We start from the raw sequence: 25,374 nt of genomic DNA on the forward strand, positions 1-25,374 counted from the left end.
ACTCGTTCATCGGTGGAATATGGTCGAGGGTTACATGTCACGAGCAGGGATTTCACGCGCTGTCGGTCGCACCTGCTTGGATGGGTGCATGCTGCACGGCCTCTGGACACCGGGTTCGGGTCTCATGCTGTGGGTGGAGGACCGGAATCCGGCCACCGAGGAGCCGACGGATGCGGTCGGTCGGGTGCTGGCACGGAAGTTCCGGCATCACGTGAAGGTGCCGATGCCGACGCCGTCGGGGCCGGAGATGCTCGAGTGGGCCGCGGTCGCGCTCGCACCGCCGGACGCGACGGAGTTCCTGCTGTCGGTGTCGGCCCGCGACCCCCGGGTCGCCGGGGATCTGCGCTACCTCGCCCACGTCGCCCGCGGTGTCGAGCGGTGGGCGCGGGCCGGGCGGGTGGTGCCCGAGGTGCACCGGGCGGAGGGCGGCTGGTGGCCGCGCTGGCGGCTGCTCGGCGGTGAACGGCAGCGTGCGTGGCTCACGGAGCTGGCCGTCGCGATGCCGCCGGTCCAGCGTCACGGCACGACCCCCCGGGCCGTGCTCGACGACATGGTCACCGAGCTGACCGACCCCGTCGCCCGCCGTGTCCTCGAACGCAGGCACCCGGACGATTCCGGCAGCGACGTGGATCATCCGCTGATCGACGCGCTCGTGCGGGGTGACCAGTTCGCCGAGGGCACCGCCCAGCTGTCGGGCTCGCTGGACGGGTGGCGTGACAGCCTCAAGGTGGACGAGCCCGAACTGGTGCTGCGGCTCCTCGAGCCGGAAGACGTGGACGTGGAGGGGGATTGGGACCCGGACACGGTGCTGTGGCGACTGGAGGTCTGTCTTCGTCCGGAAGGCGAAGCGCCGGTGCCGATTCCGCTGCACCGCACGGAGGCGAGTCGCCTGCAGATCGGGGTGCGCAAGCTGACGGAGGCCGTGGCCGCCTACCCGCGACTGCAGGATGTTCCCAGTGATCCCGACAGCCTGGACCTGATGTTGCCCACCGCCGTGGTCATCGACCTCGTGGGGCACGGTGCGGTGGCGTTGAAGGAGAAGGGCATCAGCCTGCTGCTGCCGCGGGCGTGGAGTGTGGCGTCGCCGTCGATGCGTCTGCGGGTGAGCTCGCCGAGCACTCCGGCGAGCGCGGAGAACCGGGCCGTCGGCAAAGACCAGCTGGTGCAGTACAACTGGGAGCTGGCACTCGGCGACACGGTGCTCACCGCCGCGGAGATGAATCGGCTGGTCAACTCCAAGAGCGATCTCGTGCGGCTGCGCGGTGAGTGGGTCCGGGCGGATCAGGAGGTGCTCTCCCGCGCCGCGCGCTACGTGGCGGAGCGGCACGCCAGCGGCGACCGGGCCATCGTGGACCTGCTGAAGGACCTGATCGCGGACGATCTGTCCGATCTCCCCGTGGAGGAGGTCACGGCCACCGGCTGGGCGGCCGCGTTGCTGGACGGCGACACGAAGCCGCAGGACGTGCCGACCCCGGACGGCTTGGACGCGACGCTGCGCCCGTATCAGAAGCGGGGGCTCGACTGGCTGGTCTTCATGAGCCGCCTCGGCCTCGGGGCCGTTCTCGCCGACGACATGGGTCTCGGCAAGACACTGCAGTTGCTGGCACTGCTGGCACACGAGAATGCCGCGACACCCACCTTGCTGGTGTGCCCGATGTCGGTGGTCGGCAACTGGCAGCGCGAGGCGGCACGCTTCGTGCCCTCGCTGCGGGTGCTCGTCCACCACGGCCCGCAGCGGCTGAGCGGTGCGGAGTTCAGCGCCGCCGTGACGCAGAGCGATCTGGTGATCACCACGTATGCGCTGCTGGCCCGCGACGTCGCGCACCTGAAGGAGCAGGACTGGCGGCGTGTCGTTCTGGACGAGGCGCAGCACATCAAGAACGCGAAGACGTCGCAGGCGCGGGCGGCGCGGAGCATTCCGGCGGCGCACCGCGTCGCTTTGACGGGCACTCCGGTCGAGAACCGCCTCGACGAACTGCGCTCGATCCTCGACTTCGCGAACTCGGGCATCCTGGGCTCGGAGGCGATGTTCCGCAAGCGTTTCGTGGTGCCGATCGAGCGGGAGCAGGACCAGACGGCCGTCGCCCGGCTCCGCGCCGTCACGTCGCCGTTCGTGCTGCGCCGGGTCAAGACCGATCCCGCGGTCATCGCCGACCTCCCGGACAAGTTCGAGATGACGGTCCGCGCCAACCTCACCGCGGAGCAGGCCGCGCTGTACCGGGCGGTGGTCGACGACATGATGGCGCAGATCAAGGACAAGAAGGGGATGAAGCGCAAGGGCGCCGTCCTCGCCGCCCTGACGAAACTGAAGCAGGTGTGCAACCACCCGGCGCACTTCCTGCGCGACGGGTCGGCGGTGATGCGGCGCGGACAGCACCGCTCCGGCAAGCTGGGGCTCGTCGAGGACATCCTGGATTCCGTGGTCGCGGACGGCGAGAAGGCGTTGCTGTTCACCCAGTTCCGGGAATTCGGCGACCTCGTGACCCCGTACCTCGCGGAGCGGTTCGGTACTCCCGTGCCGTTTCTGCACGGGGGCGTCTCCAAGCAGAAACGCGACGACATGGTGGCCTCGTTCCAGGGCGACGACGGGCCGCCGATCATGTTGCTCTCGCTGAAGGCGGGCGGGACGGGTTTGAACCTCACCGCGGCCAATCACGTCGTCCACCTCGACCGGTGGTGGAATCCGGCGGTCGAGAACCAGGCCACGGACCGGGCGTTCCGGATCGGTCAGCGGCGGGACGTGCAGGTGCGCAAGCTCGTGTGCGTCGGCACCCTGGAGGAGCGGATCGACGCGATGATCGCCACCAAGCAGGAGCTGGCAGATCTCGCCGTCGGGACGGGCGAGAACTGGGTGACGGAGATGAGCACCGAACAACTGGGCGAACTGCTCCGGCTCGGCGACGAGGCGGTGGGCGAATGACGAATCGGCGACCGGGGCCCCACTTCGGTCAGTACGGCAAGCGTCGACCGGTGACGGGCGGGCTGGAGGCACGGTCCCAGCGCGGATCGTTCGGGCGCACCTGGTGGGGCCGCGAGTTCGTGGACATCATCGAGTTCGTCGCCGACAAGGGCCGGATGAGCCGTGGGCGGAGCTACGCGCGCAGCGGTCAGGTGATCTCGCTCGAGATCGCCGCTGGGATGGTGACGGGGGAGGTCCAGGGCAGTCAGCTCCAGCCGTTCGTCGCGACCGTCTCGATCGATCGCCTCGACGACGCGGAGGTCGCGGAACTCGTCGCGCTGGTGCGTCGGCAACCCGGCAGTCTCGCGATGCTGGCGGGCGGCGGAGTTCCGGAGGTTCTCGGACCCCTGCTGCTGCCCGCCGGGGCGTCCGCGCTGAATTACGACTGCACCTGCCCGGACGACGGCTGGCCCTGCAAGCATGCGGCGGCGGTCGCGTACCTCACCACCGAACGCATCGACGAGAACCCGCTCGAAATCCTGACGTTGCGGGGCGTCGACCTGGACATGCTGATCGACGGCGTCGGCGGCGACTCCTCCGACGCGGACGTCGACGACTGGTTCGGTGACGAGTCCCCGCTGCCCGCCCTGCCCGACGCCGACTTCCGGGCGGCGATCGACGACCTCGACCCGCTGCTGTTGCGGAAGGCGATCCGATCGGTCAGCGAGGACGAGCGTGCGGTGGACGCCGCGATCCGGGAGCTGAAAGCGCTGTACCAGCACTTCCGCTGACCGTGCGATGATGAGGACGCGGAAGCTCGCCTCGTTCCGCGACCGGGAGCTGGTCAGTCATGTTGACGGTCTACCTGCTCGGCGAACAGCGCGTATCGAACCCGGAAGATGTCAGGGTCGGCCCCATCTCGTCACGGGCGATCGCGTTGCTGGCCTACCTCGTGCTGCATGCCGGTCTCGCTCAGTCCAGGACCCGTCTCGCGGGGCTGTTCTGGCCCGAATCGAGCGAGCAGCAGGCCCGCACCAACCTCCGGCGGGAACTACACAACCTCCGTGGCCTCCTGGGATCGGACGGTGCGCTCGCGGACCAGAACATCCGTCCCGCGGTCCGGTCGGAGCAATAGGCGCGGCCGTATGGATGCGGGGCAGGTGTGGGCGGCGGCATGGCCCGTCCTGATCGGCGCGGCAGCGGGCCTGCTGGCCGTCTGGGTGGTACTGGCGCTCGTGCTGTGGCGATCGAGACCCGACGGCACCGGGATCGGGGAGGCGATCCGGGTGCTGCCGGACCTGCTCCGTCTCCTGCGCCGGCTCGCCGCCGATCCGGACCTGCCCCGGGGTGTGCGCGTCCGGCTCGTCCTGCTGCTTGCCTATCTCGCGGTTCCGATCGACCTGATACCCGATTTCGTCCCCGTCATCGGATACGCCGACGACGTAATCATCATCGGCCTCACGCTCCGTTCGGTGGTTCGCCGCGCAGGTCCGCAAGTCGTGGCGCGGCACTGGCCGGGGACCCCTGACGGGCTCGAGACCGTGCGCCGGGTAACGTGCCTTCCCACCTGCTCGTGACGTCCGGACCGAGAGGATCCCGCCATCAGTACCTCCCGAGACGACCTGCCCGCGTTCACGTACCCCGAGGTGGGTGCGAGCCGCGATGTTCCCTTCCCGGCGGGATATCACCACCTGACGGAGCAGAAGGTGATCGGTTACGGGGCAGACGCATTCGACGCAGCCGCCACCCACCTGTGTACCTGGGGGATGCACCGCGGCGCCGGGCTCGACGTACGGGCCGACGCTCCGACGGCCGCGCCCGGCACGTCGGTCGAACTGCGATGGGGCATCGGTCCGTTCCGGCTGACGTTCTCCTGCCGCGTCGTCTACGTGCTCGACGAACCGAACCGGAAGGGATTCGCCTACGGGACGCTGCCGGGCCACCCCGAGCGCGGCGAGGAGAGCTTCGTCGTCGAACAGCGGCCGGACGGCACCGTGCTCGCCACCATCTCGGCATTCTCCACACCGGATCGGTGGTTCACCCGGCTCGGTGGACCCGCCGGCCGGGTCGTGCAGCGGGTGATGACGCGCAAGTATCTGGAGGCGTTGGCCGAGGCCGCACGGTAGGCCGGAGCGCCCGGATCACGTATTCTCGTGGTTGGACCGGACCGGACGGGACCTTTGCAGTCCGACTGCCTGATCCGATGTGTCCCACCACTGACAGAGCTGGAGCCGCCGGAATGATGCCCGTACATCTACGCGACAGCGTGATTCCGAAGCACGAGCAACTCCGTGCCATCCTGCTGCACAAGTGCACCAAGGAACTTCAGCCCGGCGACCTGATGACGAGTGAACGAAAACTGATGCAGGACTACGGCGTCAGTCGGATCACGGTTCGTGAGGCGATCGGGCAGCTCGTCAACGAGGGTCACCTGGTGCGGGTGCGTGGCAAGGGCACGTTCGTGGCGCATCGTCCGGTGCAGTCGAAACTCCACCTGGCCTCGTTCACGGAGGAGATGCGGGCGCAGGGGCACAAGCCGACGACAGTGGTGCTCCAGAGCGAGGAGGACGCGGCGCCGGAGGCCACCGCGAAGGCGCTGCGCATCGCCCCGGACACCAGCGCCTATCACGTCAAACGGTTGCGGCTGGCGGACGGCGAACCGGTCAGCGTCGACGACGGCTGGTTCAACGCCGCACTGCTTCCGGGCCTGCTGGACCTCGACCTCACCGGCTCGATCTACCGGGCGACCGCCGACAAGTACGGCATGCCGATCGACCGGGCGGAGCAGACCGTGAGCGCCGACGGGGCGAGCCAGGAGATCGCGACGTTGCTCGGCATCAAGAAGGGCGCCCCGGTGATGTACTTCGACCGGGTGTCCTTCAGCGGTCCCACACCGGTCGAGCACACCCGCAGCTGGTACCGGTCCGATCGCTATCAACTGCAGATGGAAGTCCAGGGGGAGCGGGCTCAGCGCAGCGTCTGAGCCACCGAATTCGACCGCGGTGTTCCGTCCGCGTCGTCAGGATTTGCTGAAGTGCGCCTTGATCACGACGCGGGTGGCGAGCAGGGAGCCCTTTTTCGTGTAGGTCAGGCCCCAGCTGCTGCGGTCGAGGTGCACTTCGGTGGTGATCGTCGCGGTGTCCTCCGTGGCGACGACATGGGCCGGGACGGTGAGTGGTCGAGTCTGGCCGTGAACGGTCAGATCGCCGTCGAGATGGAGGTGTCCCGGTTCGGCGGGGCGTGCGTCTGTCACGGTGAAGATGACGGTGGGGTACTTCTGGACGTCGAAAAAGTCGGCGGAGTGCAGATGCTTGTCGCGTGTGGCGTTCTCGGTGTTCACGGAGGTGGCGTCGACGACCAGAGTTCCGGTGATACGTCCGTCGTCGCCGACAGTTCCGGCGCCCTCGACGGCGTGGAAGGTCCCGGTGACCGGGAGTAGCCATAACGCCTTGGTGTGGAAAGTGATCGAGGTGCGAGCGGGGTCCAATGTCCAGGCCCCCACGAGCGTGGACAGCTGGGGGACGGACTCCATGGGCGATGTCATCGTGTACCTCCGTTGTCGAGCGTCTGGCCGGTCAGATGACGATGGGTGCACCCGTGACGAGGTCCCAGAGTCCCAGCCCCAGGAACAGCACAGCACCCACTGCCGACTGCACCGGGTTTCCGTTCAGAAAACCCTCGGCACCCCAGGCGACCAGATCGGTGAAAATCTCAGACGAACCCATAGTTCTCGCTCCTTGTTGTCGGCATATCGTCTCGGCACCTTGATCGTTCGGACCGACCGGTCTGTTACAGAGTCGAGCAGGTCGCCGGCACTGGACAAGCCGGCACTGGACAAGCCGGCACTGGACAAAAGGGTGCGGGCCGGCGCTTCCTTGCCGACCCGCACCACGTCGATGTTTCTACGGCGCCGTCCAGTCGAACAGGGCGTCGCCGGTGGCCACGTCGGACCCGATGGTGTCGGTGGACACCGAATCCGGCTTGGAATCCATGACGACGACCGGGCAGATGGCGGAGTATCCGGTGCCGTCGATCTCGGTCGGATCGAACCGCACCACGGGGTCGCCCGCGTCGACGTCGTCGCCTTCCGCTGCCAGCAGGGTGAACCCTTCGCCCTTCAGCTTCACGGTGTCGATTCCCAGGTGCACCAGCACACCGCCGCCCGCCGAGCCGAGGATGACGAACGCGTGCGGGTGCAATTTGAGGATCTTGCCCGAGATCGGCGCGAGCACGTCGAGGGCGCCGCGGTCACGCGCCGGCTCGATCGCGACTCCGGAACCCACCATCTGTCCGGCGAACACGGGGTCGGGCACGTCGGCCAGGGCGAGCACGCGGCCGGGCAGTGGAGCCTGCACGGACTGGCTCACAGGATGTCCTCGATGTCCTCGGCCAGGGTGTCCGCCTCGGGGCCGACGATGACCTGGACGACGCTGCCCGCCTTCAACACGCCGTGGGCGCCTGCGGCCTTGAGCGCGGCCTCGTCGACCTTGGCGCCGTCCTTGACCTCGGTGCGCAGCCGGGTGATGCAGGCCTCGATCTCGACGATGTTGTCGGCACCGCCGAGGCCGCTGATGATTGCGTCCGCTTTGGACATCGGTTCTCCCTCGTAGTTCGTGTTCGAGCCGCAGGTGATGGTGTCGGATGGGTTAGCTGGATCACATTTGCCTGTTGACATCCTGTGCTCACCTGGTCAAACTAGCAACTGGTCATGACCGGACAGTACCCGTTGGGGGTGCTGGTCCACAATAGTTTTCCCGAAGCCGTACGACGCGCTCGCCGCCACCGGTTTCGGGACTCACCAGACGCCGATTCGGCGACCGAAGCGCACACAGAGAAGGCCGATATGACTGTCGTAGACAGCCCGAAAAAGGAATCAGCGGTGTTTGCCGGGTTGCAGCGCCTCGGGCGCAGCCTGATGCTGCCGATCGCGGTACTTCCCGCGGCCGGCATCTTGCTGCGGCTCGGCCAGGACGACCTCCTCGGCCGATTCGACTCGATGCACACCGCCGCGTCCGTCATCTCCGCAGCCGGCCAGGCCGTGTTCACCTGGCTGCCCCTCATCTTCGCGGTGGGCATCGCCATCGGATGGGCCAAGAAGGCCGACGGTTCCACCGCCCTGGCCGCCGTGGTCGGATACATGGTCATCAACGGCGTGTTCGAGGCCATGTCGCCGGTCGTCCTCGAAGGCAAGACCGATCCGAACGGCGACCAGGCGCTGATCAACTACGGTGTGCTCGCCGGCATCGTGATGGGTCTGCTGTCCGCGATTCTGTGGCAGCGGTTCTACCGCACCAAACTGCCCGACTACCTCGGATTCTTCAACGGGCGCAGGCTCGTTCCCATCCTTACCGCCGTCACCGGTCTCGTCGTCGGCGTCCTAATGGCGTTTCTGTACCCGGCCTTCAACTCCGCACTGACGTGGGTGGGCGAGACCGTCGCCGAGAACTCCGTCGTCGGTGGCGGCGTCTACGGCATGGCCAACCGCCTGCTCATCCCGACCGGACTGCACCACATCCTGAACTCCACCGTGTGGTTCCTCGTCGGCGACTACCAGGACGCGAGCGGCGAGCTGGTCCGCGGCGACCTCAACCGGTTCTTCGCCGGCGACCCGAGCGCAGGCATCTTCATGACCGGCTTCTTCCCGATCATGATGTTCGCCCTTCCCGCTGCCGCACTGGCGATCTGGCGCAACGCCCGGCCGTCGCAGAAGAAGGTCGTGGGTGGGATCATGCTTTCCACCGCACTGACGGCGTTCCTCACCGGCATCACCGAGCCCCTCGAATTCGCGTTCATGTTCGTGGCCTGGCCGCTGTACCTGATCCACGCGTTCCTCACCGGCACGTCGATGGCGCTCGTCAACGCGCTCGGCATCCACGACGGATTCACGTTCTCCGCAGGCTTCTTCGACTACGTGCTCAACTTCGGCAAGGCCACCAACGCGTGGATGCTGATCCCCATCGGGCTCGGGTACGCGGTCATCTATTACGTCCTGTTCAGCTTCGTCATCAAGAAGTGGAACCTGCGCACTCCCGGCCGGGAGGACGACGCGGAAACGAACGCCGACACCAACGCCGACACGGAAAAGGCAGGTCAGTGAGCATGGCTACACGAACGGTCCTCATCGGTTCCAAGGTCGGACTGCACGCCCGCCCCGCTGCGAAGTTCACTCAGGCCGCCGCGGCGGTACCGGTCGCAGTGCAGATCGCGGTCGGCGAGTCCGCGCCGGTGGACGCAGGCAGCATGCTCGCGGTGATGACCCTCGGCGCCGAATTCGGTACCGAGGTGACGATCACCGCGGAAGGGGAGGGCAGCGAGGAGGCCCTCGACCGCCTCGCAGACCTGCTCGCCTCCGACCTCGACGCCGCCTGATGTCGACGGCTACGGAACTTCTCGTACACGGCCTCGGGGTGAGTCCGGGGCTGGTCTGCGCACCCTGGCTCGCGTTCGGGACACCGGTCGCGACGTCGGCCGAAGACCCTGTCGGCGAATCGATCACGGCCGAGTCCGCCCGTGCGCGGGACGCCCTCGCGACCGTGTCCGGCGACCTCGAAGCCCGCGCCGCCCAGGTGGACGGCGTCGCGTCCGAGATCCTGCTCGTGTCGGCGGCCATGGCCCGCGACCCGGGAATCGTGTCCGCCGCCGAGGAGAACCTTCGCGCCGGCATGCCGACGGCACACGCCGTGAGCGTCGCGTTCGACGGTTACTGCGCCAAACTCGAGGCCCTCGGTGGGTACCTGGCCGAACGCGTTGCGGACCTGCGTGACCTCGGGCATCGCGCGGTCGCGGTGCTGCTGGGAGTGCCGATGCCCGGCATCCCCGATCCCGGGTACCCGTTCGTTCTCGTCGCCAGGGACCTGTCGCCCGCGGACACCGCGATGCTCGGCGGCAGCGACGTGGTCGGTCTGCTCACCGCCGAGGGCGGGCCGACGAGTCACACTGCGATCCTGGCGAAATCCCTCGGTCTGCCGGCGATCGTGAACTGCGCCGACCTCGACCGGTTGGTCGAGGGAAGACCGGTGGTGCTCGACGGGACGACCGGCGAGATCGTCGTCGACCCCGGCGACCTTCGGCAGGCAGAGGTGGCCGAGCAGGTCGCGGAGGCGCGAGCGCGGGTTGCGGCCACGAGTGGACCCGGCCGCACCCGGGACGGGGCACCCGTCGGACTGCTCGTCAACATCGGCACCGTCGACGACGCCACCCGCGCCGCCACCGCGGATTCCGAGGGCGTCGGGCTGTTCCGCACCGAATTCCTGTACCTCGGCAGGCAGATCGCGCCCACCCTCGACGAACAGATCGCCACCTACACGTCGGTGCTGGAGCAGTTCGCGGGACGCAAGGTGGTGGTCCGGACCCTCGACAGCGGCTCCGACAAACCACTGCCGTTCCTCGACCTCGGCGCGGAGGAGAACCCGGCACTCGGCGTGCGGGGGCTGCGGGTCGGCACCGTCTACCCGGAAGTCCTGGCCACCCAGTTGGAGGCTCTCGGCGCCGCGGCGGCCACCACCGGCGCGGACCTGTGGGTGATGGCGCCGATGGTGGCGACGGCGGAGGAAGCGGAGGGCTTCGCCGCGCTCGCCCGCTCAGCCGGTATCGCCACGGTCGGGGCGATGATCGAAATCCCCTCGGCAGCGCTGCGTGCACGCGACCTGCTCGAGCACCTCGATTTCGTCAGTATCGGGACCAACGACCTGAGCCAGTACACGTGTGCCGCGGACCGGATGGCGGGCAGTCTCGCGCCACTGCTCGACCCGTGGCAGCCCGCCGTCCTGGACCTGATCGGCCTGGTCGGCGCGGCAGGAGCGGAGGCAGGCGCACCCGTCGGCGTCTGCGGGGAGGCCGCGTCCGATCCCGCGCTGGCGCCGGTGCTGGTCGGGTTGGGCGTCACCAGCCTGTCGATGGTGGCCCCGTCGCTGGGTGCCGTGCGTGCCAGTCTGGCCGCCACCGACCTCGGCCTGTGCCGGGACATGGCCGCCGCCGCACGCGGCGCACGGTCCTCGCAGTCCGCACGATCGGCGGTCGCCGCGCTCGCGTCCGGAGCGTCTCGATGATCCTGCGGGGCGAGGTCGTCGTGGAGGACGGCGTCATCGCCGACGGTGTGGTGACCACCGACGGCGACCGAATCTCCTGGGTCGGGTCCGCGGCGCAGTACCGCGGACAGGTGCCGCTGCCGGAACCGAGTTCGTCGATACTGCTGCCGGGTCTGATCGACCTGCATTGCCACGGCGGCGCAGGCGCGGGATTTCCTAACACCGACGCCGACGGGGCAAGGCAGGCCGCGGACCATCACCGCGAGCACGGCACCACCGGACTGCTCGGCAGCCTCGTCTCGGCAGGGGAGCAGGACCTGCTCCGGCAGGCCGGGATTCTCGCCGATCTGGTGGAACGCGGTGAGCTCCTCGGGATCCACCTGGAGGGCCCGTTCATCTCCGGTGCCCGGTGCGGCGCGCAGGATCCCGCGTCCGTGATCCCCGGCGATCCCGATCTGTTCGAAAGGATCTGCGACGCCGCGCGTGGCACCGTCCGGTCGATGACGCTCGCGCCGGAGACCGCGCACTTCGGCGAACTTCTCGCCGCGATGCGACGGCGTGACGTGCTACCCAGCCTCGGCCACACCGACACCGACGCGGCGACCACGTCCGCGAGGATCGCCGACGCCGCCGGCGGCCCCCTGACCGCCACCCACCTGTTCAACGCGATGCCGCCGCTGCACCACCGCGCGCCGGGACCGGTGGCCGCGTTCCTGGCCGCGGCCGGTCGCGGCGACATCGTCGTCGAATTGATCGCGGACGGAGTGCATCTCGCGCCCGAGACCGTGTCGATGGTGTTCGATACCGTCGGGCCCGACCAAATCGTCCTCGTCAGTGACGCCATGGCCGCCGCCGGTGTCGCGGACGGCGACTACCAGCTCGGGCCGCTGAACGTGCGCGTCGCACACGGTGTGGCCCGGCTCGCGACCGCCGACGGGTCCGAGGGGGCCATCGCGGGCGGCACCGCACGGCTGCTGGACGTGGTGCGCACCGCCGTCGTGGACAGCGGCATCGGACTCGTCGACGCCGTCGCTTCCGCCACCAGGACTCCGGCCCGGCTGCTCGGCCTGGAGTCCGACCGCGGCACCCTGGCCCCGGGCCGCCGCGCCGATATCGTCGTGACCGATCACCAACTGCGCCCCCGCGGCGTGTTCGTCGGCGGAATGCCCGCCGAAACGGAAGGACTCGCATGGAAATCGTAATCCGGCAGACGCCGTCGGAGATCAGCTCGACCGTCGCCGACATCGTCGAGGGGTACGTGCGACGCGGTCCGACGACGCTGGGCCTCGCGACCGGCTCGTCCCCCCTCGGGAGCTACCGGGAACTCGCACGCAGGCACCGTGAGGCCGGACTGGACTTCTCGCGAGCACGAGCCTTCCTGCTGGACGAGTACGTCGGTCTTCCGAAAAGCCATGACCAGTCGTACTTCTCGGTGATCCGCTCGGAGTTCGTCGACCACGTCAACCTCGACACCGCCCGTGTGCTCAGCCCGAACGGCGAATCGCCCGACATCGCCGAGGAAGGTGCGCGGTACGACGCAGCCATCGCCGAGGCAGGCGGCGTCGACGTGCAGCTTCTCGGCATCGGGACCGACGGCCACATCGGCTTCAACGAGCCGGGCTCCGCGCTGACCTCACGCACCCGCGTCAAGACACTCACCGAGCAGACCCGCCTCGACAACGCGCGGTTCTTCGACAGCGTCGACGACGTCCCGCACCACGTCCTCACCCAGGGTCTGGGCACCATCAGCGAGGCCCGGCACCTGGTGATGATCGCGTTCGGCAAGGGCAAGGCCGAGGCGATCGCCGCAGCCGCGGAAGGTCCGCTCTCCGCGTTCTGCCCGGCATCGGTGATGCAGCTGCACCGGCACGTGACCGTCGTGATCGACGAAGCCGCAGCGAGCAAGCTGCAACTCGCCGACTACTACCGGTATGCGCTGGAACACAAGCCTTCCTGGCAGTCGTTCTAGATGACACCCGTACTCGAATTAGCGGTCCAGGATGTCGCGGGCGCCCGGATCGCACGACGTGCCGGCGCGGTGCGCGTCGAGTTGTGCACCGCACTCGGCGCGACCGGCGGGTTGACACCGAGCATCGGCATGATCGAAGCCGTCGCGGCCCAGGGGATCGCGGTGCACCCGCTGATCCGGTGCCGGCCCGGCGGATTCGTCTACGACGCCGACGAGATCGCCGTCATGGCTCGCGACGTCCTGGCCGCGGTGAACGTCGGCGCCTCCGGGGTCGTGCTCGGCGCACTCACTCCCGACATGTCCGTCGACCGCGACGCTCTGCGCCGACTGCTCGACGGCATCGACCCGTACACGGTCGAGGTGACGTTCCATCGTGCGATGGACGTCGTCGCCGAGAGGGCGACCGCCGTCGACACGCTCGCGCGGTCGGGCATCATCCGGGTCCTCACCTCGGGCGGAGCACCGCGGTGCATCGACGGTCTCGAAGCTCTGTCCGGCATGGTCGCTCACGCGCACGGGCGAATTCAAGTAATGGCAGGTGGCGGAATCCGCGTCGAGGACATCGCCGCGGTCGCAGGCACCGGGGTCGACGCCGTGCACCTCTCCGCCCGCCGCACCGTCGCCGACAGCGGCGGACCGGGCGGTGGCTCCGGCAGTTACGACGCCGTCGACGAAACCCTCGCGCGGGCAGCGGCCGCGGCGCTGGGGCTCTGACTTCGGTGGCTCCCTGTTGCCTCAGGTCACGATGCCCGCGAAGTCTGATTCGTTGACTCATCCAGAAATGCCCCCAATGGCAGCGGCTTCTCTCGTTGGTGTGTTCGTGGCGGTGGCGATGGTCGGGAGTATCTGTCGGCGAGGATTGCTGTCCTCTCCGGTGACGGCCTCGTGCTGGTCTGCAGCACCCAAATCTGACTGAGTAGCAACAACTCTGCAGAGGTGACCGCTACGCCGGCATTTTCAGGTGAGGCGACGGATGGACTACGCGGGCATTTCTGATGAGTCAACGCGGACTATTGCCACGGGGCAAGGGCTGTTGCTAGAATCGAACATACATTCTAACGGCCTTGGGGGAGGTTGGCTGTGGGGGAATTGATTGCGCCGGATCTGGCCGAGTTGAGTGTGTTCACGGCGCGACTGCGAGTGGTTTCTGCTGGCGGTGATGCGGGGTTGGGGATCGAGTGGCTCGATGCGATCGAGGCGTTGAAGTCGGTCGGGTGTGCGGTGCAGGCGGTGATCACCGACGGCGTCGCCACGTCTATCCGCGCGGACCGCAAGGCTGCCGGGTTGCCGCGGGCGGATTGGGACCGCGGCATTGCCTCGCAGATTGCGTTGGCGCGCAGGGAATCCCCGAACCGCGGCGGTCGGCATCTCGGGTTCGCGCAGGCGTTGGTGCACGAGATGCCGCACACCCTGGCCCTGTTGCGGTCGGGCAGGTTGAACGAATGGCGAGCCACCCTGCTTGTGCGGGAGACGGCGTGCCTGTCGGCGACGGATCGGGGCATCGTGGACCGTCGGTTGTGTTCGGACCCGGCCACTCTCGACGGGGTCGGCGACCGCGGTCTGATCGCACGGGCGAAGGCGTTGGCGGTCGAACTCGACGCCGCGGCGGTCGTGGCCCGGCATCGTAAGGCGGTGTCCGAGCGGCGGGTGACGACACGGCCGGCGCCGGATTCGATGGCGTATCTGAGTGTGCTGATGACGGTCGAGCAGGCGGTGTGTCTGCAGGCCACACTGGGGCGGGATGCGGACAGTCTGATCGCCACCGGCAACAGTGGTGGCCGCACCCACAATCAGCTGATGGTGGACCTGTTGTTCGAGCGCGGCACCGGGCGGGCCGCTGCTGGTGGTGTTCCGGTGGCGGTGAACCTGGTGCTCTCGGACGAGACGTTGCTGGCCGGCGGGCACGAGGCGGCGCAGCTGCAGGGGTTCGGGCCGGTGCCGGCGGGGATCGCGCGGCAGCTGGTGGCGGACGCCGTCGACAATGACACCGAGACGTCGCTACGGCGGGTGTATTCGTGCCCGCAGTTGGGGGCGCTGACGGCGATGGAATCGCAAGCCCGCACGTTCCCGAAGAGCCTGAGACAGCTGATCGACCTGCGGGATCGGACGTGCAGGACTGCGTGGTGTGATGCGCCGATCCGGCATCACGATCACATCCGCTCACGCAGGAAATTGGGTAAGACCACCGCGCGAAACGGGTCCGGACTCTGTGAGGCGTGCAATTACGCGAAGGAAGCACCGGGGTGGACCGCCCGCCCGATACAGCGGCCCGGCCACACTCACCTCATCGACCTCGGCACCCCGACCGGGCACCACTACCGGTCGGCGGCCCCGCCGCTCCCGGCCGCGGCACGACAGTCGGAGGTCGAGGCGGTGCTCATCGCGCAATTGCGGGCGTCCTGACCCGGCGGCCACGGGATTCGTCGTAGGGTCGTGTGCATGGCCAGCTGGAATGAGTTCGCCGAAGCTGCTCCGCGGATTGCCGCTATTTTCTCCCGCAGACACGCGGCGACCGGAAACCTCTGCATGCTCGGCACGCTTCGCTCCGACGGATTCCCGCGGATCAGCCCGGTCGAGCCGAGATTCTTCGAGAATCAGTTGTGGATCGCCGGAATGCCGAACACCACGAAGTTCCGGGATCTGGCTCGCGATCCGCGCTTCTGCCTGCACACCGCGACAGTCGACACCGAGGTGAAGGAGGGCGACGCGAAACTGTGGGGTGTCGTCGACGACGTCCAGGACAAGGCCCTGCATCAGCGTTTCGCGCAGGCACTGTTCGACGAGACCGGGTTCGACATCCGGGGGCAGGAATTCGATCACTGCTACCGTGCCGACCTGACCGGCGGCTCGGCAGTGGAGGTCGGCGACGGTCACATGGACATCACCATCTGGAAACCGGGAGAGCCCGAGCACGTCGTGCGGAAGCACTGACTGCTCACTCCGGCCACGGCACCACCGTCAGGCGAGGCCATTCCCTCTGCCACCGGGCGGCTTTGGATTCGTACACCTCCCGCGGGGCGAGGACGGGGTTCGGGCGCAGGATCATGTCGAAGAGGTCGGCGAATCCGTGGGGAGCGTAGATCTCGTCGTCTCCGCTGGGTGTTCTCCGGATGCCGTAGCAGCAGGTGGTGGAGGCGAAGTGATCGATGGCGTCCTTGCAGTCGGTGAAGGGTGTCGAGGGCACGCCGAAGTGGTCTTCGTACCAAAGATGCACCCGTGCTTCGTTTCTGACCTCGACACGCACGTCGAGGTCGTCGAACAGTGCGCCGGCCTTGCGGATGACGTCGTCTTCGGCCTCGTAGCTGGTGTCGCTGTCGTCGAAGTAGAAGAGGTCGTAGTCGTTGATTCCCGACTGCGGGTCGCGGCCGTCGAGGTGGTTCCAGACCGTCTGGAACACGGCGCCTGCGGTGAGGTACCACTCCGAGAGGCCGAGTTGGGGTGCGCGGTCCAGGATGGTGGTGATGCACGGGTTGGTCCGGAGGATGCGGACGAAGTTCAGCTCCTCGGGAGAGTGACTCTGCATGATCCGATCGTATGGTCTGGACATACATGGACATCCAACTATAGGATGGGCTACATATTCGGAACTCCCTCATCATCGAGCAAGAAACGGGTTCGCACAATGGTTCAAGAGCTATCCCACTTCGTCGGCGGCAAGCGCGTCCCCGGTGCCTCCAACAAGTTCGGCGACGTCTACGACCCCAACACCGGTGAGGTGCAGGCGCGTGTGCCTCTCGCCGACAAGGCCGAGACCGAGGCGATCATCGCGAACGCGGTGGATGCTCAGCGGGAATGGGCGCTGTTCAACCCGCAGAAGCGGGCCCGCGTCCTGATGAAGTTCCTCCAGCTCGCGCAGGAGGAGATGGATTCACTGGCGCGCCTCCTGTCGTCCGAGCACGGCAAGACGATCCCCGACGCGAAGGGCGACATCCAGCGCGGCCTCGAGGTCATCGAGTTCGCACTCGGCGCCCCGCACCTTCTCAAGGGTGAGTACACGGAATCCGCCGGAACCGGCATCGACGTGTACTCGATGCGTCAGCCGCTCGGTGTCGTCGCGGGCATCACGCCCTTCAACTTCCCGGCCATGATCCCGCTGTGGAAGGCCGGTCCCGCGCTGGCCGCCGGCAACGCGTTCATCCTCAAGCCGTCCGAGCGCGACCCGTCGGTGCCGCTGCGTCTGGCCGAGCTGTTCCTCGAAGCAGGTCTGCCCGCAGGCGTGTTCAACGTGGTCAACGGTGACAAGGAAGTGGTGGACGTCCTGCTCACCGACGACCGCGTCAAGGCTGTCGGCTTCGTCGGCTCCACGCCGATCGCGCAGTACATCTACGAGACCGCCGCGGCCCACGGCAAGCGTGCCCAGTGCTTCGGCGGCGCGAAGAACCACGCGATCATCATGCCCGACGCCGACCTCGACGAGGTGGCAGACGCCCTCATCGGCGCTGGTTACGGCTCCGCGGGCGAGCGGTGCATGGCCATTTCCGTCGCGGTCCCGGTGGGCGAGGAGACGGCGGATGCGCTGGTCGCCAAGCTGACCGAACGGGTCGCCAAGCTCACGATCGGCCGCAGCGACGACGAGTCCGCCGACTTCGGTCCGCTCGTCAGCAAGGACGCCCTCGAGCGGGTGAACAGCTACATCCAGATCGGCATCGACGAGGGGGCGGAGGCCGTGATCGACGGCCGCGGTTTCACCCTCGAGGGCCACGAGAACGGCTTCTTCGCCGGCGCGACCCTGTTCGACAAGGTCACCACCGACATGCGGGTCTACAAGGAAGAGATCTTCGGACCCGTCCTGCTCGTCGCCCGTGCCGCGGACTACGAGGAAGCACTCCGCCTGCCCACCGAGCACGAGTACGGCAACGGCGTCGCGATCTTCACCCGCGACGGCGACACCGCCCGCGACTTCACCAACCGCGTGAACGTCGGCATGGTCGGCGTCAACGTCCCGATCCCCGTGCCGATCGCGTACCACACGTTCGGCGGCTGGAAGCGCTCCGGCTTCGGCGACCTGAATCAGCACGGTCCCGACTCGTTCCGTTTCTACACCAAGACCAAGACCGTGACGCAGCGTTGGCCCTCAGGCAAGAAGGAAGAGACCAACCACTTCGTCATCCCCACCATGAACTGAACGGACCTCCATGTTCACCTTGACCGATGACGAGCGGGCGATCAGCGACACTGCCCGCGATTTCGCGGCCGAGTATCTCGCGCCGCACGCCGTGGAATGGGATCAGGCCAAGCATTTCCCTGTGGATGTCCTGCGTAAGGCGGCGTCGTTGGGGATGGGTGGGATCTACATCCGCGAGGACGTGGGTGGGTCCGAGCTCACTCGTGTCGATGCCGCTCGCATCTTCGAGCAGCTCGCGAAGGGGTGCCCGTCGATCGCTGCCTACATTTCCATCCACAACATGGTCACGTGGATGATCGACAGGTTCGGCACCGACGAGCAGCGCCGTGCGTGGGTGCCGGGGTTGTGTTCGATGGATCAGCTGGGCAGTTACTGCCTGACCGAGCCGGGTGCCGGTTCGGATGCGGCGGCGCTGAGTACCCGGGCGGTCCGTGACGGCGACGACTACGTGTTGAACGGGGTCAAGCAGTTCATCTCCGGTGCGGGCACCTCGGATGTGTACGTGGTGATGGCCCGCACCGGGGAGGGCGGGCCGCGGGGGATTTCGGCGTTCATCGTCCCGAAGGGGTCGCCGGGTCTGTCGTTCGGGCCGAACGAGGTGAAGATGGGCTGGAACGCTCAGCCCACCCGTCAGGTGATCTTCGAGGACGTGCGGGTGCCGGCGGCGAATCTGCTCGGTTCCGAGGGCGGTGGCTTCCGGATCGCGATGGCCGGCCTCAACGGTGGCCGGCTCAACATCGCGGCGTGCTCGGTGGGCGGCGCGCAGACCGCGTTGGAGCGGGCCGTCGCCTACCTGACGGACCGGAAGGCGTTCGGTTCGCCGCTGATCGACTCGCAGGCGCTGCAGTTTCAGCTCGCCGACATGCGCACCGAACTGGAGGCGGCCCGCACCCTGCTGTGGCGGGCGGCGGCCGCGCTCGAGGACGGTGCTCCCGATGTCGTCGAACTGTGTGCGATGGCCAAACGCTTCGCCACCGACACCGGTTTCGAGGTGGCCAACAAGGCGCTGCAACTGCACGGCGGTTACGGCTATCTTGCCGAGTACGGAATCGAGAAGATCGTCCGGGACCTGCGCGTCCACCAGATCCTCGAAGGCAGCAACGAGATCATGCGGGTGGTCATCGCCCGCAGCGTCGTCGGAAATAGTGGAACGGCAGGGTGACCTACGTGAATTCTGAATCTGAGGTAATTGTCGAGAAGCGGGACGGTCTGGGCCGCATCGTGCTCAATCGGCCCAAGGCGATCAACGCCCTCAATCACGGCATGGTCCGGCAGATCGCGGCGGCCTTGGCCGAGTGGTCCGGCGACGACGAGGTGCGGGCGGTGGTGATCACCGGTGCCGGGGAGCGTGGCCTGTGCGCCGGTGGCGACATCGTGTCGATCTACCACGACGCCAAGGACGGGGGCACCGGTTCGCGGGAGTTCTGGCGCGAGGAGTACATCCTCAACGCGGCCATCGCGGGCTACGGCAAACCGTATGTGGCGATCATGGACGGCATCGTGATGGGCGGCGGGGTCGGGGTGTCGGCGCACGGCAGCGTGCGGATCGTCACCGAGCGGTCGATGATCGGGATGCCCGAGACCGGGATCGGTTTCGTCCCCGATGTCGGGGGCACCTACCTGCTCGCCCGCACCCCGGGCGAGTTGGGCACCCATATCGCCCTGACGACCGCCCGGCTCAGTGCCGGCGACGCGATCGCGTGCGGGTTCGCCGACCACTTCATCCCGTCGGAGAAGATCGAGCAGTTCCTCGACGCGTTGTCGACCGCGTCGGTTCAGGAGGCGCTCGCACAGTTCACCGAACCGGCACCGGTCTCGGAGTTGCTGGGCCAGCAGGGCTGGATCGACGCCGCGTACTCGGCGAACAGTGTCGCCGACATCGTCGCCCGGCTGCAGGCCAGTGGGGTGCCGGAAGCTGCGAAGGCGGCCGAGCAGGTGCGGGCGAAGTCGCCGACCGCGTGCGCGGTCACCCTGACATCGCTGCGCCGCGCACGGCAGGCCGGCAGCCTCGAGGAAGTACTCAATGACGAGTTCCGGGTGTCCGTCGCCTGCCTGAGCTCGCCCGACCTCGTCGAGGGCATCCGGGCGCAGGTCGTGGACAAGGACCGCAACCCGCAGTGGTCGCCCGCCACGATCGAGGAGGTCGACCCGGCGCGGGTCGACGCGTTCTTCGCCCCACTCGGCGACCTCGAACTCGGCCTGACGGCCCCGCAGCGCCAGCACTGACCACCAGCCACACGCGTCCAGGAGGGACTGCTATGAGCACTACCGTCGGATTTCTGGGACTCGGTCACATGGGTGGTCCCATGGCGGCCAACCTCGTCAAGGCGGGGCACACGGTGGTCGGCTTCGACCTCGCGCCCGCCGCACTCGAACAGGCAGTGAAAGACGGTGTCACCGTCGCTGATTCGGCCGTCGAGGCCGTGCGCGAGGTGGACGTCGTGATCACGATGCTGCCGAGCGGCAAGCACGTTCTCGGGCTCTACGCGGAGATCCTGCCCGCCGCGAAGCCGGGCACCCTGTTCATCGATTCGTCCACCATCGACGTCGCGGACGCCCGGGCGGCGCACGACGAGGCGGTCGAGGCGGGCCACCGTTCGGTGGACGCACCCGTCTCCGGCGGCGTCGTCGGCGCCACCGCGGGAACGCTCGCGTTCATGGTCGGCGGCACGGCGGACGACTTCGAGTCCGCGAAGCCGCTGCTGGACGTGATGGGCAAGAAGGTCGTCCACTGCGGAGATCCGGGCAACGGTCAGGCCGCGAAGATCTGCAACAACATGATTCTGGGCGTGTCGATGATCGCCATCAGTGAGGCGTTCGTCCTCGGCGAGAAGCTGGGTCTGAGCAACCAGGCCCTGTTCGACGTCGCGTCCAACGCGTCGGGTCAGTGCTGGGCGCTCACCACCAACTGTCCTGTGCCCGGACCGGTTCCGACGAGCCCGGCCAACAACGACTACCAGCCGGGCTTCGCGGCCGCGCTGATGGACAAGGACCTCGGTCTCGCCGCGAACGCGCTGAAGACCAACGGCGTCGAGGCCGACCTCGGGCTGCGGGCCGCCGAGCTGTACAGCCGGTTCCACGCCGCCGGTGGTGGTGGCCAGGACTTCTCGGCCATCATCAACGACATCCGCGACCGTTCTACCAAGGGAGACCAGTGACCGACTTCGAGACCATCCTGCTCGAACGCAAGGGCCGGGTGGGGATCATCACCCTCAACCGTCCGAAAGCGCTCAACGCACTGAACTCCGAGCTGATGCGCGAGGTCGTGTCGGCGGTGGAGGAGTTGGAGAAGGATTCGGAGATCGGTGCCATTCTGATCACCGGTTCCGATCGGGCATTCGCGGCGGGCGCCGACATCAAGGAGATGCAGCCCAAGTCGTACATGGACGTCTACCTGGACGACTTCTTCGCCGCGTGGGATCGCCTCGCCGCGGCCCGCAAGCCGACGATCGCTGCCGTCGCCGGTTACGCACTCGGCGGCGGATGCGAACTGGCGATGCTCTGCGACATCCTGATCGCCGCCGACACCGCGAAGTTCGGTCAGCCGGAGATCAAGCTCGGTGTCATCCCGGGCATCGGCGGTTCGCAGCGGCTGACCCGCGCGGTGGGTAAGGCCAAGGCTATGGAACTGTGCCTGACCGGCCGGAACATGGACGCCGAGGAGGCCGAACGTGCCGGGCTGGTGTCGCGGATCGTCCCTGCCGCGGAGCTGCTCGACGAGGCGCTGCAGACGGCGACCACCATCGCCGAGATGTCGCTTCCGGTCGCGATGATGGCGAAGGAAGCCGTCAACCGCTCGTTCGAGACCACCCTCACCGAGGGCGTCCGGTTCGAGCGTCGGGTGTTCCATTCGACGTTCGCCACCGAGGATCAGAAGGAAGGCATGGCAGCGTTCGTCGAGAAGCGTGCGCCCGTGTTCAAACACCGCTAGAAACCCTGAAAACGACTGTCGCCCCGCACCGGGATCCGGTGCGGGGCGACAGTCGTCTCACCACTTGGTGGGGGCGTCTCCGGTGTCGAAATCGCCTGCCTCGCGGCGCAGTTCGGCGAGGATCGTGACCAGTTGTTCCAGCTTGTCGCCGGACACCCCGGGGCGCGAGAACACCTGGGCGTTGAGTCGCTCGGTGGACTCGACGGCCAGTTTCCTTCCCGCGTCGGTGATTTCGATCAGGGTCGCGCGGCGATCGCTCGGATGCGGGACACGTCGCACGAGATTCGCCGTCTCGAGCCGGTCGACGGCGTTCGTCACGCTGGTCGGGTGAACCTGAAGGCGCGCGCTGGCCTTCGCCATCGGGAGCGCACCCGTACGCGTGAACGTCAGCAGCGTCAGCAATTCGTACCGGGCGAACGTGAGCCCCGACGGCTTGAGCACCTCTTCCACCCGGGCCATCATGATCTGCTGTGCCCGCATCACCGAGGTCACCGCGGCCATGCCGTCGGCGACATCACCCCAGCCGTGCTTCGTCCACTGCCGGTGGGCCTCTTCGATGGGGTCGAGATGAAGTGGTGACGGTGGTGGCATGCGTCGATCATCCCATGACGGGTGATGGGCCGCGAAAATCTGCCGAACGTGTCGTCAGTGCGCTTCCGCCTTCGCGGCGGCCGCCAACGCCACGAGTCCGAGTCCCGCGCACGCAGTCATCGTGACCGCGAGTGCGACGCCGGTGTTGCCGAGCACGCCGACCAGGGGAGCGATCAGCGCGCCGACACCGAACTGCAGGGCGCCGAGCAGCGCGGCCGCCGTACCGGCCGCCTCCCCGTGCCGGCCGAGAGCCAGTGCCGGGGCGTTCGGCAGGACGAAGCCGACACCGGCGAGGAGGAACCACAGCGGAACGACGAACCCGACGAGCCCGCCGAACTCGAAGTGGGCGGTGGTGACCAGCGCCAGCCCGGCCACCGTCGCGAAGGCGAGGGCCGACACCGTGATCTGCAGCGGTGACCACCGTGCGAGGGCGCGGACGTTGAGTTGCGAGGCGCCGATCAGAGCGATCGCGCCGGAGCTGAACAGCAGCGCGAACTGCTGCTCGTCCAGGCCGTACTGGTCCTGGAACACGAACGACGCACCGGAGACGTACGAGAACAACGATCCCATCGCCACACTCGACACGAGGGCGAGCACCATGAACGCGCGGTCGCCCAGCAGGCTCTTGTAGGTGCCCAGCACGGCGCGCAGATTGCTCTTGCGCCGCCGCTCCGGCGGCAGCGTCTCCGTCAGACCCCACACACCGATCAACGCCGTCAGCATGCCGATCACGGCGAGGACGACGAAGATCCCGCGCCAGTCGACGGCGATGAGGAGCGCCCCACCGATACTCGGGGCGAGAACGGGTGCGACCCCGAGCACGAGCATCAGTCGCGACATCACGACGGCCACGGTGTTCCCCGAGAAAAGGTCGCGGACGACGGCGAGCGCGACCACCGCTGCGGCGGCGGCCCCTATGCCCTGGAAGACGCGGAGCACACCCAGCACGGCCACGGTCGGCGCGAAGACCGCGAGCACGGACGCGACGACGTGGACACCGATACCGGCGATCAGGGGACGCCTGCGCCCGAGGCTGTCCGCGAGCGGTCCGACGATCAACTGCCCCAGCGCGAGGCCGAGCAGGGTGCCGGTGATGGTCAGCTGGACCGCGGACGAGGACGCGCCGAGGTCGGTTCCGATGTCCGGAAGCGCGGGCAGGTACATGTCGATGGTGAAGGGGCCGAGGGCCACCATTGCGCCGAGTACCAGGATCACCCGAAGGCTGGGACGGGTGGTTGTCCGGTCGGCGGTCGGGGCGGCGCGTTCTTCGGTGTCGGTCACGAAGCAACACAGCAACGAGGGCACGTGGTTTGTTCCCGCCCCGGCGTGTCGGTTTCAGAATCACCGTGAGCGCAACCCTCGCGCCCGGGGCACCGGCCGGGCACAGTAATCATCGATGCGGGTGTGACTGAGTGGTTGAGGTACCGGCCTGCAAAGCCGTTCACACGGGTTCGAATCCCGTCACTCGCTCGGGTGAGAACCGGCAGGTGATGCACCTGCCGGTTCTCTTTCGCGTGGTCACACGTCTTCGAGGCGAATGCCCTTGGTCTCCTTCATGAACAGGCACGCGACGCCGGTGAGGACGGCCAGCACCATGATGTAGACGCCGAACACCCAGCCGAGGTCGAGTCCGAGGAGAAGCTGGTTCAGGTACGGGGCGGTGCCACCGAACACCGCTACGGAGAACGAGTACGCGAATCCGATCGCCTGGGTGCGTAGTCGCGTCGGGAAGCTCTCCGACAGCGTGGAGGACAGAATCGACGCCGGGACCGCGACGATCAGCAGGGCGGCGGTGGTGGCGACGAGCAGGGTCCACCCGTCGGACGTGATCATCATCGTCAGCGGCAACTGCAGGACGAACATCAGAACCGCGAAGGCCCCCAGCATGGGCCGTCGGCCGATCTTGTCGGAGAGCAACCCGAGGAACGGCAGCGAGACCAGAGCGATCAGCTGAGCGATCACCAGCATCCAGTACGCGGTGTCGGGATTCATGCCCTGCTGCGTGATCGCGTACGTGGAGATGTACGACGTCCACGTGTAGTGCGCGGCCGTGATGCCCGAGGTCATCCCGATCATCAGGAGGATCGCCCGGACGACGGTGCGGCGGGGGATGCTCGGCTGATCGTCATCCTTCTGCGCAGCATCGAAGACGTCGCTCTCGTCCATGCTGCGGCGCAGGTACAGGGCGAACAGTGCCAGGAGCGCGCCGATGAGGAAGGGGATACGCCAACCCCATTGACCGACAGCGGTGTCGGACAGGGAGGAGGTGACGACGCCGCCGACGGTGTAGGCCAGCACCGAACCGCCGAAGATCGCGATGAACGCGACGCTGCCCCACATGCCGCGCCGGTGCGGAGGTGCGATCTCACCGACGTAGGAATACGCGGTCGCGGACTCGCCGCCGTGCGCGAAGCCCTGCATGACGCGCGCGGTGAGCAGGATCAGCGACGCCCACGCGCCGATCGTCGAGTAGGTGGGCATCACCCCGATGATCAGGCTGCCGGTGGCCATCATCAGCATGGTCGTGACGAGGACGAACTTGCGTCCGCGCTTGTCGGCGATCCGGCCGAAGATGATCCCGCCGAGCGGGCGCATCAGGAACCCGACCGCGAACACGGCGAGCGTGGACAGCAGGGCCGAGACCGGGTCCGAGTTGCTGAACATCGCCGCCGCGATGAACGGGGCGAACACCGCGTACGCGCTCCACTCGTACCACTCGAGGACGTTGCCGACGGAGCTGGCGAGGAGCGATTTCTTGCGGGAGGCGAGGGTGGTGCCGGAATGGGTGTCAGGCTGCGCCTGGCGAGTGAGGTCGACGTTCACGTGCAGTCA

At 67.7% G+C, this 25,374-nt stretch carries 27 protein-coding genes and 1 tRNA gene; 20 read left to right on the forward strand and 8 right to left on the reverse strand.

Annotated elements, in window-relative coordinates:
• Positions 1–88 precede the first annotated feature (88 nt).
• From QM693_RS23045 to QM693_RS23070, 6 genes are all read left to right on the forward strand, one after another.
• A complete protein-coding gene (locus tag QM693_RS23045) occupies positions 89–2,920 on the forward strand; it encodes a DEAD/DEAH box helicase (protein ID WP_283353536.1) in 2,832 nt (943 codons plus the stop codon).
• Positions 2,917–3,690: an SWIM zinc finger family protein gene (locus QM693_RS23050; protein WP_105422892.1), complete on the forward strand. Its 774-nt coding sequence runs from the start codon at positions 2,917–2,919 to the stop codon at positions 3,688–3,690. Before QM693_RS23045 ends, QM693_RS23050 begins: the two co-directional genes overlap by 4 nt.
• Positions 3,691–3,749: 59 nt before the next feature.
• The gene (locus tag QM693_RS23055) at positions 3,750–4,034 is read left to right on the forward strand and encodes an AfsR/SARP family transcriptional regulator (RefSeq protein ID WP_283335861.1); all 285 of its coding nucleotides are present in this window, start codon (positions 3,750–3,752) and stop codon (positions 4,032–4,034) included.
• Between the two features lie 10 nt (positions 4,035–4,044).
• Positions 4,045–4,476: a YkvA family protein gene (locus tag QM693_RS23060; RefSeq protein WP_283353537.1), complete on the forward strand. Its 432-nt coding sequence runs from the start codon at positions 4,045–4,047 to the stop codon at positions 4,474–4,476.
• A 69-nt stretch (positions 4,477–4,545) separates the two neighbouring features.
• On the forward strand, positions 4,546–5,025 hold the full coding sequence (locus tag QM693_RS23065; protein WP_283335864.1) for a DUF1990 domain-containing protein: 480 nt from the start codon (positions 4,546–4,548) through the stop codon (positions 5,023–5,025).
• A 113-nt stretch (positions 5,026–5,138) separates the two neighbouring features.
• Positions 5,139–5,882: a GntR family transcriptional regulator gene (locus QM693_RS23070; protein WP_005265200.1), complete on the forward strand. Its 744-nt coding sequence runs from the start codon at positions 5,139–5,141 to the stop codon at positions 5,880–5,882.
• 36 nt (positions 5,883–5,918) lie between these two features.
• Here the strand turns inward: QM693_RS23070 and QM693_RS23075 are convergent, their stop codons facing one another.
• The 4 genes from QM693_RS23075 to QM693_RS23090 all read right to left on the reverse strand — a co-directional run bounded on the left by QM693_RS23075 (position 5,919) and on the right by QM693_RS23090 (position 7,493).
• Positions 5,919–6,443: a YceI family protein gene (locus QM693_RS23075; RefSeq protein WP_283353538.1), complete on the reverse strand. Its 525-nt coding sequence runs from the start codon at positions 6,441–6,443 to the stop codon at positions 5,919–5,921.
• A 31-nt stretch (positions 6,444–6,474) separates the two neighbouring features.
• Positions 6,475–6,624 carry a hypothetical protein gene (locus QM693_RS23080; RefSeq protein WP_167344014.1) on the reverse strand — a complete coding sequence of 50 codons (150 nt, stop codon included), beginning with the start codon at positions 6,622–6,624 and terminating at the stop codon, positions 6,475–6,477.
• A 177-nt stretch (positions 6,625–6,801) separates the two neighbouring features.
• Complete coding sequence (locus QM693_RS23085) at positions 6,802–7,266, reverse strand: PTS sugar transporter subunit IIA (protein WP_105422901.1); 465 nt, start codon at positions 7,264–7,266, stop codon at positions 6,802–6,804.
• Entirely contained in the window at positions 7,263–7,493 is a 231-nt protein-coding gene (locus QM693_RS23090; RefSeq protein WP_005563039.1) for a PTS sugar transporter subunit IIB, read from the reverse strand. The genes QM693_RS23085 and QM693_RS23090 overlap by 4 nt, the downstream gene beginning before the upstream one ends.
• A gap of 249 nt (positions 7,494–7,742) precedes the next feature.
• Here QM693_RS23090 and QM693_RS23095 point away from each other — a divergent pair, with 249 nt between their 5' ends.
• The 8 genes from QM693_RS23095 (at position 7,743) to QM693_RS23130 (ending at position 15,826) form a co-directional block, all read left to right on the forward strand.
• Positions 7,743–8,996: a PTS transporter subunit EIIC gene (locus QM693_RS23095; protein WP_105422903.1), complete on the forward strand. Its 1,254-nt coding sequence runs from the start codon at positions 7,743–7,745 to the stop codon at positions 8,994–8,996.
• Entirely contained in the window at positions 8,993–9,268 is a 276-nt protein-coding gene (locus tag QM693_RS23100) for an HPr family phosphocarrier protein (RefSeq protein WP_005563035.1), read from the forward strand. Before QM693_RS23095 ends, QM693_RS23100 begins: the two co-directional genes overlap by 4 nt.
• Complete coding sequence (gene ptsP, locus QM693_RS23105; RefSeq protein ID WP_283353539.1) at positions 9,268–10,947, forward strand: phosphoenolpyruvate--protein phosphotransferase; 1,680 nt, start codon at positions 9,268–9,270, stop codon at positions 10,945–10,947. Before QM693_RS23100 ends, ptsP begins: the two co-directional genes overlap by 1 nt.
• Positions 10,944–12,128 (forward strand): N-acetylglucosamine-6-phosphate deacetylase, encoded by a 1,185-nt coding sequence (locus tag QM693_RS23110; protein WP_283335870.1) that lies wholly within the window; start codon positions 10,944–10,946, stop codon positions 12,126–12,128. The genes ptsP and QM693_RS23110 overlap by 4 nt, the downstream gene beginning before the upstream one ends.
• Positions 12,116–12,895, forward strand: coding sequence for a glucosamine-6-phosphate deaminase (nagB, locus tag QM693_RS23115; protein ID WP_283335871.1), 780 nt, complete (start codon positions 12,116–12,118; stop codon positions 12,893–12,895). The genes QM693_RS23110 and nagB overlap by 13 nt, the downstream gene beginning before the upstream one ends.
• Positions 12,896–13,609: a copper homeostasis protein CutC gene (locus QM693_RS23120; RefSeq protein ID WP_283335872.1), complete on the forward strand. Its 714-nt coding sequence runs from the start codon at positions 12,896–12,898 to the stop codon at positions 13,607–13,609.
• Positions 13,610–13,975: 366 nt separating this feature from the next.
• Complete coding sequence (locus tag QM693_RS23125; protein ID WP_283353540.1) at positions 13,976–15,298, forward strand: HNH endonuclease; 1,323 nt, start codon at positions 13,976–13,978, stop codon at positions 15,296–15,298.
• 36 nt (positions 15,299–15,334) lie between these two features.
• Positions 15,335–15,826, forward strand: coding sequence for a pyridoxamine 5'-phosphate oxidase family protein (locus tag QM693_RS23130; protein ID WP_005252867.1), 492 nt, complete (start codon positions 15,335–15,337; stop codon positions 15,824–15,826).
• 4 nt (positions 15,827–15,830) lie between these two features.
• Here QM693_RS23130 and QM693_RS23135 read toward each other — a convergent pair whose 3' ends face one another.
• Positions 15,831–16,418 carry a nucleotidyltransferase family protein gene (locus QM693_RS23135; protein WP_283335874.1) on the reverse strand — a complete coding sequence of 196 codons (588 nt, stop codon included), beginning with the start codon at positions 16,416–16,418 and terminating at the stop codon, positions 15,831–15,833.
• 99 nt (positions 16,419–16,517) lie between these two features.
• Here QM693_RS23135 and QM693_RS23140 point away from each other — a divergent pair, with 99 nt between their 5' ends.
• The 5 genes from QM693_RS23140 to QM693_RS23160 are packed head-to-tail and all read left to right on the forward strand — an operon-like array spanning position 16,518 to position 21,951.
• Positions 16,518–18,020, forward strand: a complete 1,503-nt coding sequence (locus tag QM693_RS23140) for a CoA-acylating methylmalonate-semialdehyde dehydrogenase (protein WP_105424046.1) — start codon at positions 16,518–16,520, stop codon at positions 18,018–18,020.
• Between the two features lie 10 nt (positions 18,021–18,030).
• Positions 18,031–19,182 (forward strand): isobutyryl-CoA dehydrogenase, encoded by a 1,152-nt coding sequence (locus tag QM693_RS23145; RefSeq protein ID WP_283353541.1) that lies wholly within the window; start codon positions 18,031–18,033, stop codon positions 19,180–19,182.
• Positions 19,183–19,187: 5 nt separating this feature from the next.
• Positions 19,188–20,246 (forward strand): enoyl-CoA hydratase/isomerase family protein, encoded by a 1,059-nt coding sequence (locus QM693_RS23150; RefSeq protein WP_283353542.1) that lies wholly within the window; start codon positions 19,188–19,190, stop codon positions 20,244–20,246.
• Positions 20,243–21,178 (forward strand): 3-hydroxyisobutyrate dehydrogenase, encoded by a 936-nt coding sequence (gene mmsB, locus QM693_RS23155; RefSeq protein ID WP_274542891.1) that lies wholly within the window; start codon positions 20,243–20,245, stop codon positions 21,176–21,178. The genes QM693_RS23150 and mmsB overlap by 4 nt, the downstream gene beginning before the upstream one ends.
• Entirely contained in the window at positions 21,175–21,951 is a 777-nt protein-coding gene (locus QM693_RS23160) for an enoyl-CoA hydratase (RefSeq protein ID WP_283353543.1), read from the forward strand. The genes mmsB and QM693_RS23160 overlap by 4 nt, the downstream gene beginning before the upstream one ends.
• A 57-nt stretch (positions 21,952–22,008) precedes the next feature.
• Here QM693_RS23160 and QM693_RS23165 read toward each other — a convergent pair whose 3' ends face one another.
• Both QM693_RS23165 and QM693_RS23170 read right to left on the reverse strand, forming a co-directional pair.
• Positions 22,009–22,542, reverse strand: coding sequence for a MarR family winged helix-turn-helix transcriptional regulator (locus QM693_RS23165; protein ID WP_009474224.1), 534 nt, complete (start codon positions 22,540–22,542; stop codon positions 22,009–22,011).
• 54 nt (positions 22,543–22,596) lie between these two features.
• The gene (locus tag QM693_RS23170; protein ID WP_283335878.1) at positions 22,597–23,847 is read right to left on the reverse strand and encodes a multidrug effflux MFS transporter; all 1,251 of its coding nucleotides are present in this window, start codon (positions 23,845–23,847) and stop codon (positions 22,597–22,599) included.
• A gap of 93 nt (positions 23,848–23,940) precedes the next feature.
• On the opposite strand from QM693_RS23170, the gene QM693_RS23175 reads away from it, so the two are divergent.
• Positions 23,941–24,012 (forward strand) — tRNA-Cys (locus QM693_RS23175).
• A gap of 48 nt (positions 24,013–24,060) precedes the next feature.
• On the opposite strand, the gene QM693_RS23180 is transcribed toward QM693_RS23175, so the two are convergent.
• Positions 24,061–25,365, reverse strand: a complete 1,305-nt coding sequence (locus QM693_RS23180; protein WP_283335879.1) for an MFS transporter — start codon at positions 25,363–25,365, stop codon at positions 24,061–24,063.
• Positions 25,366–25,374: the final 9 nt, after the last annotated feature.

Origin of the sequence: Rhodococcus sp. IEGM 1305 (assembly GCF_030058635.1) — a bacterium.
In the GTDB taxonomy this organism is placed as follows: domain Bacteria; phylum Actinomycetota; class Actinomycetes; order Mycobacteriales; family Mycobacteriaceae; genus Rhodococcus_F; species Rhodococcus_F opacus_D.

Coding starts and splice junctions, on each gene's coding strand:
- QM693_RS23075 (WP_283353538.1), bottom strand. CDS start 6,443: ATGACATCGCCCATGGAGTCCGTCCCCCAGCTGTCCACGCTCGTGGGG.
- nagB (WP_283335871.1), top strand. CDS start 12,116: ATGGAAATCGTAATCCGGCAGACGCCGTCGGAGATCAGCTCGACCGTC.
- QM693_RS23055 (WP_283335861.1), top strand. CDS start 3,750: ATGTTGACGGTCTACCTGCTCGGCGAACAGCGCGTATCGAACCCGGAA.
- QM693_RS23060 (WP_283353537.1), top strand. CDS start 4,045: ATGGATGCGGGGCAGGTGTGGGCGGCGGCATGGCCCGTCCTGATCGGC.
- QM693_RS23095 (WP_105422903.1), top strand. CDS start 7,743: ATGACTGTCGTAGACAGCCCGAAAAAGGAATCAGCGGTGTTTGCCGGG.
- QM693_RS23050 (WP_105422892.1), top strand. CDS start 2,917: ATGACGAATCGGCGACCGGGGCCCCACTTCGGTCAGTACGGCAAGCGT.
- QM693_RS23110 (WP_283335870.1), top strand. CDS start 10,944: ATGATCCTGCGGGGCGAGGTCGTCGTGGAGGACGGCGTCATCGCCGAC.
- QM693_RS23045 (WP_283353536.1), top strand. CDS start 89: ATGCTGCACGGCCTCTGGACACCGGGTTCGGGTCTCATGCTGTGGGTG.
- QM693_RS23070 (WP_005265200.1), top strand. CDS start 5,139: ATGATGCCCGTACATCTACGCGACAGCGTGATTCCGAAGCACGAGCAA.
- QM693_RS23145 (WP_283353541.1), top strand. CDS start 18,031: ATGTTCACCTTGACCGATGACGAGCGGGCGATCAGCGACACTGCCCGC.
- QM693_RS23140 (WP_105424046.1), top strand. CDS start 16,518: ATGGTTCAAGAGCTATCCCACTTCGTCGGCGGCAAGCGCGTCCCCGGT.
- QM693_RS23165 (WP_009474224.1), bottom strand. CDS start 22,542: ATGCCACCACCGTCACCACTTCATCTCGACCCCATCGAAGAGGCCCAC.
- QM693_RS23130 (WP_005252867.1), top strand. CDS start 15,335: ATGGCCAGCTGGAATGAGTTCGCCGAAGCTGCTCCGCGGATTGCCGCT.
- QM693_RS23080 (WP_167344014.1), bottom strand. CDS start 6,624: ATGGGTTCGTCTGAGATTTTCACCGATCTGGTCGCCTGGGGTGCCGAG.
- ptsP (WP_283353539.1), top strand. CDS start 9,268: ATGTCGACGGCTACGGAACTTCTCGTACACGGCCTCGGGGTGAGTCCG.
- QM693_RS23135 (WP_283335874.1), bottom strand. CDS start 16,418: ATGCAGAGTCACTCTCCCGAGGAGCTGAACTTCGTCCGCATCCTCCGG.
- QM693_RS23090 (WP_005563039.1), bottom strand. CDS start 7,493: ATGTCCAAAGCGGACGCAATCATCAGCGGCCTCGGCGGTGCCGACAAC.
- QM693_RS23120 (WP_283335872.1), top strand. CDS start 12,896: ATGACACCCGTACTCGAATTAGCGGTCCAGGATGTCGCGGGCGCCCGG.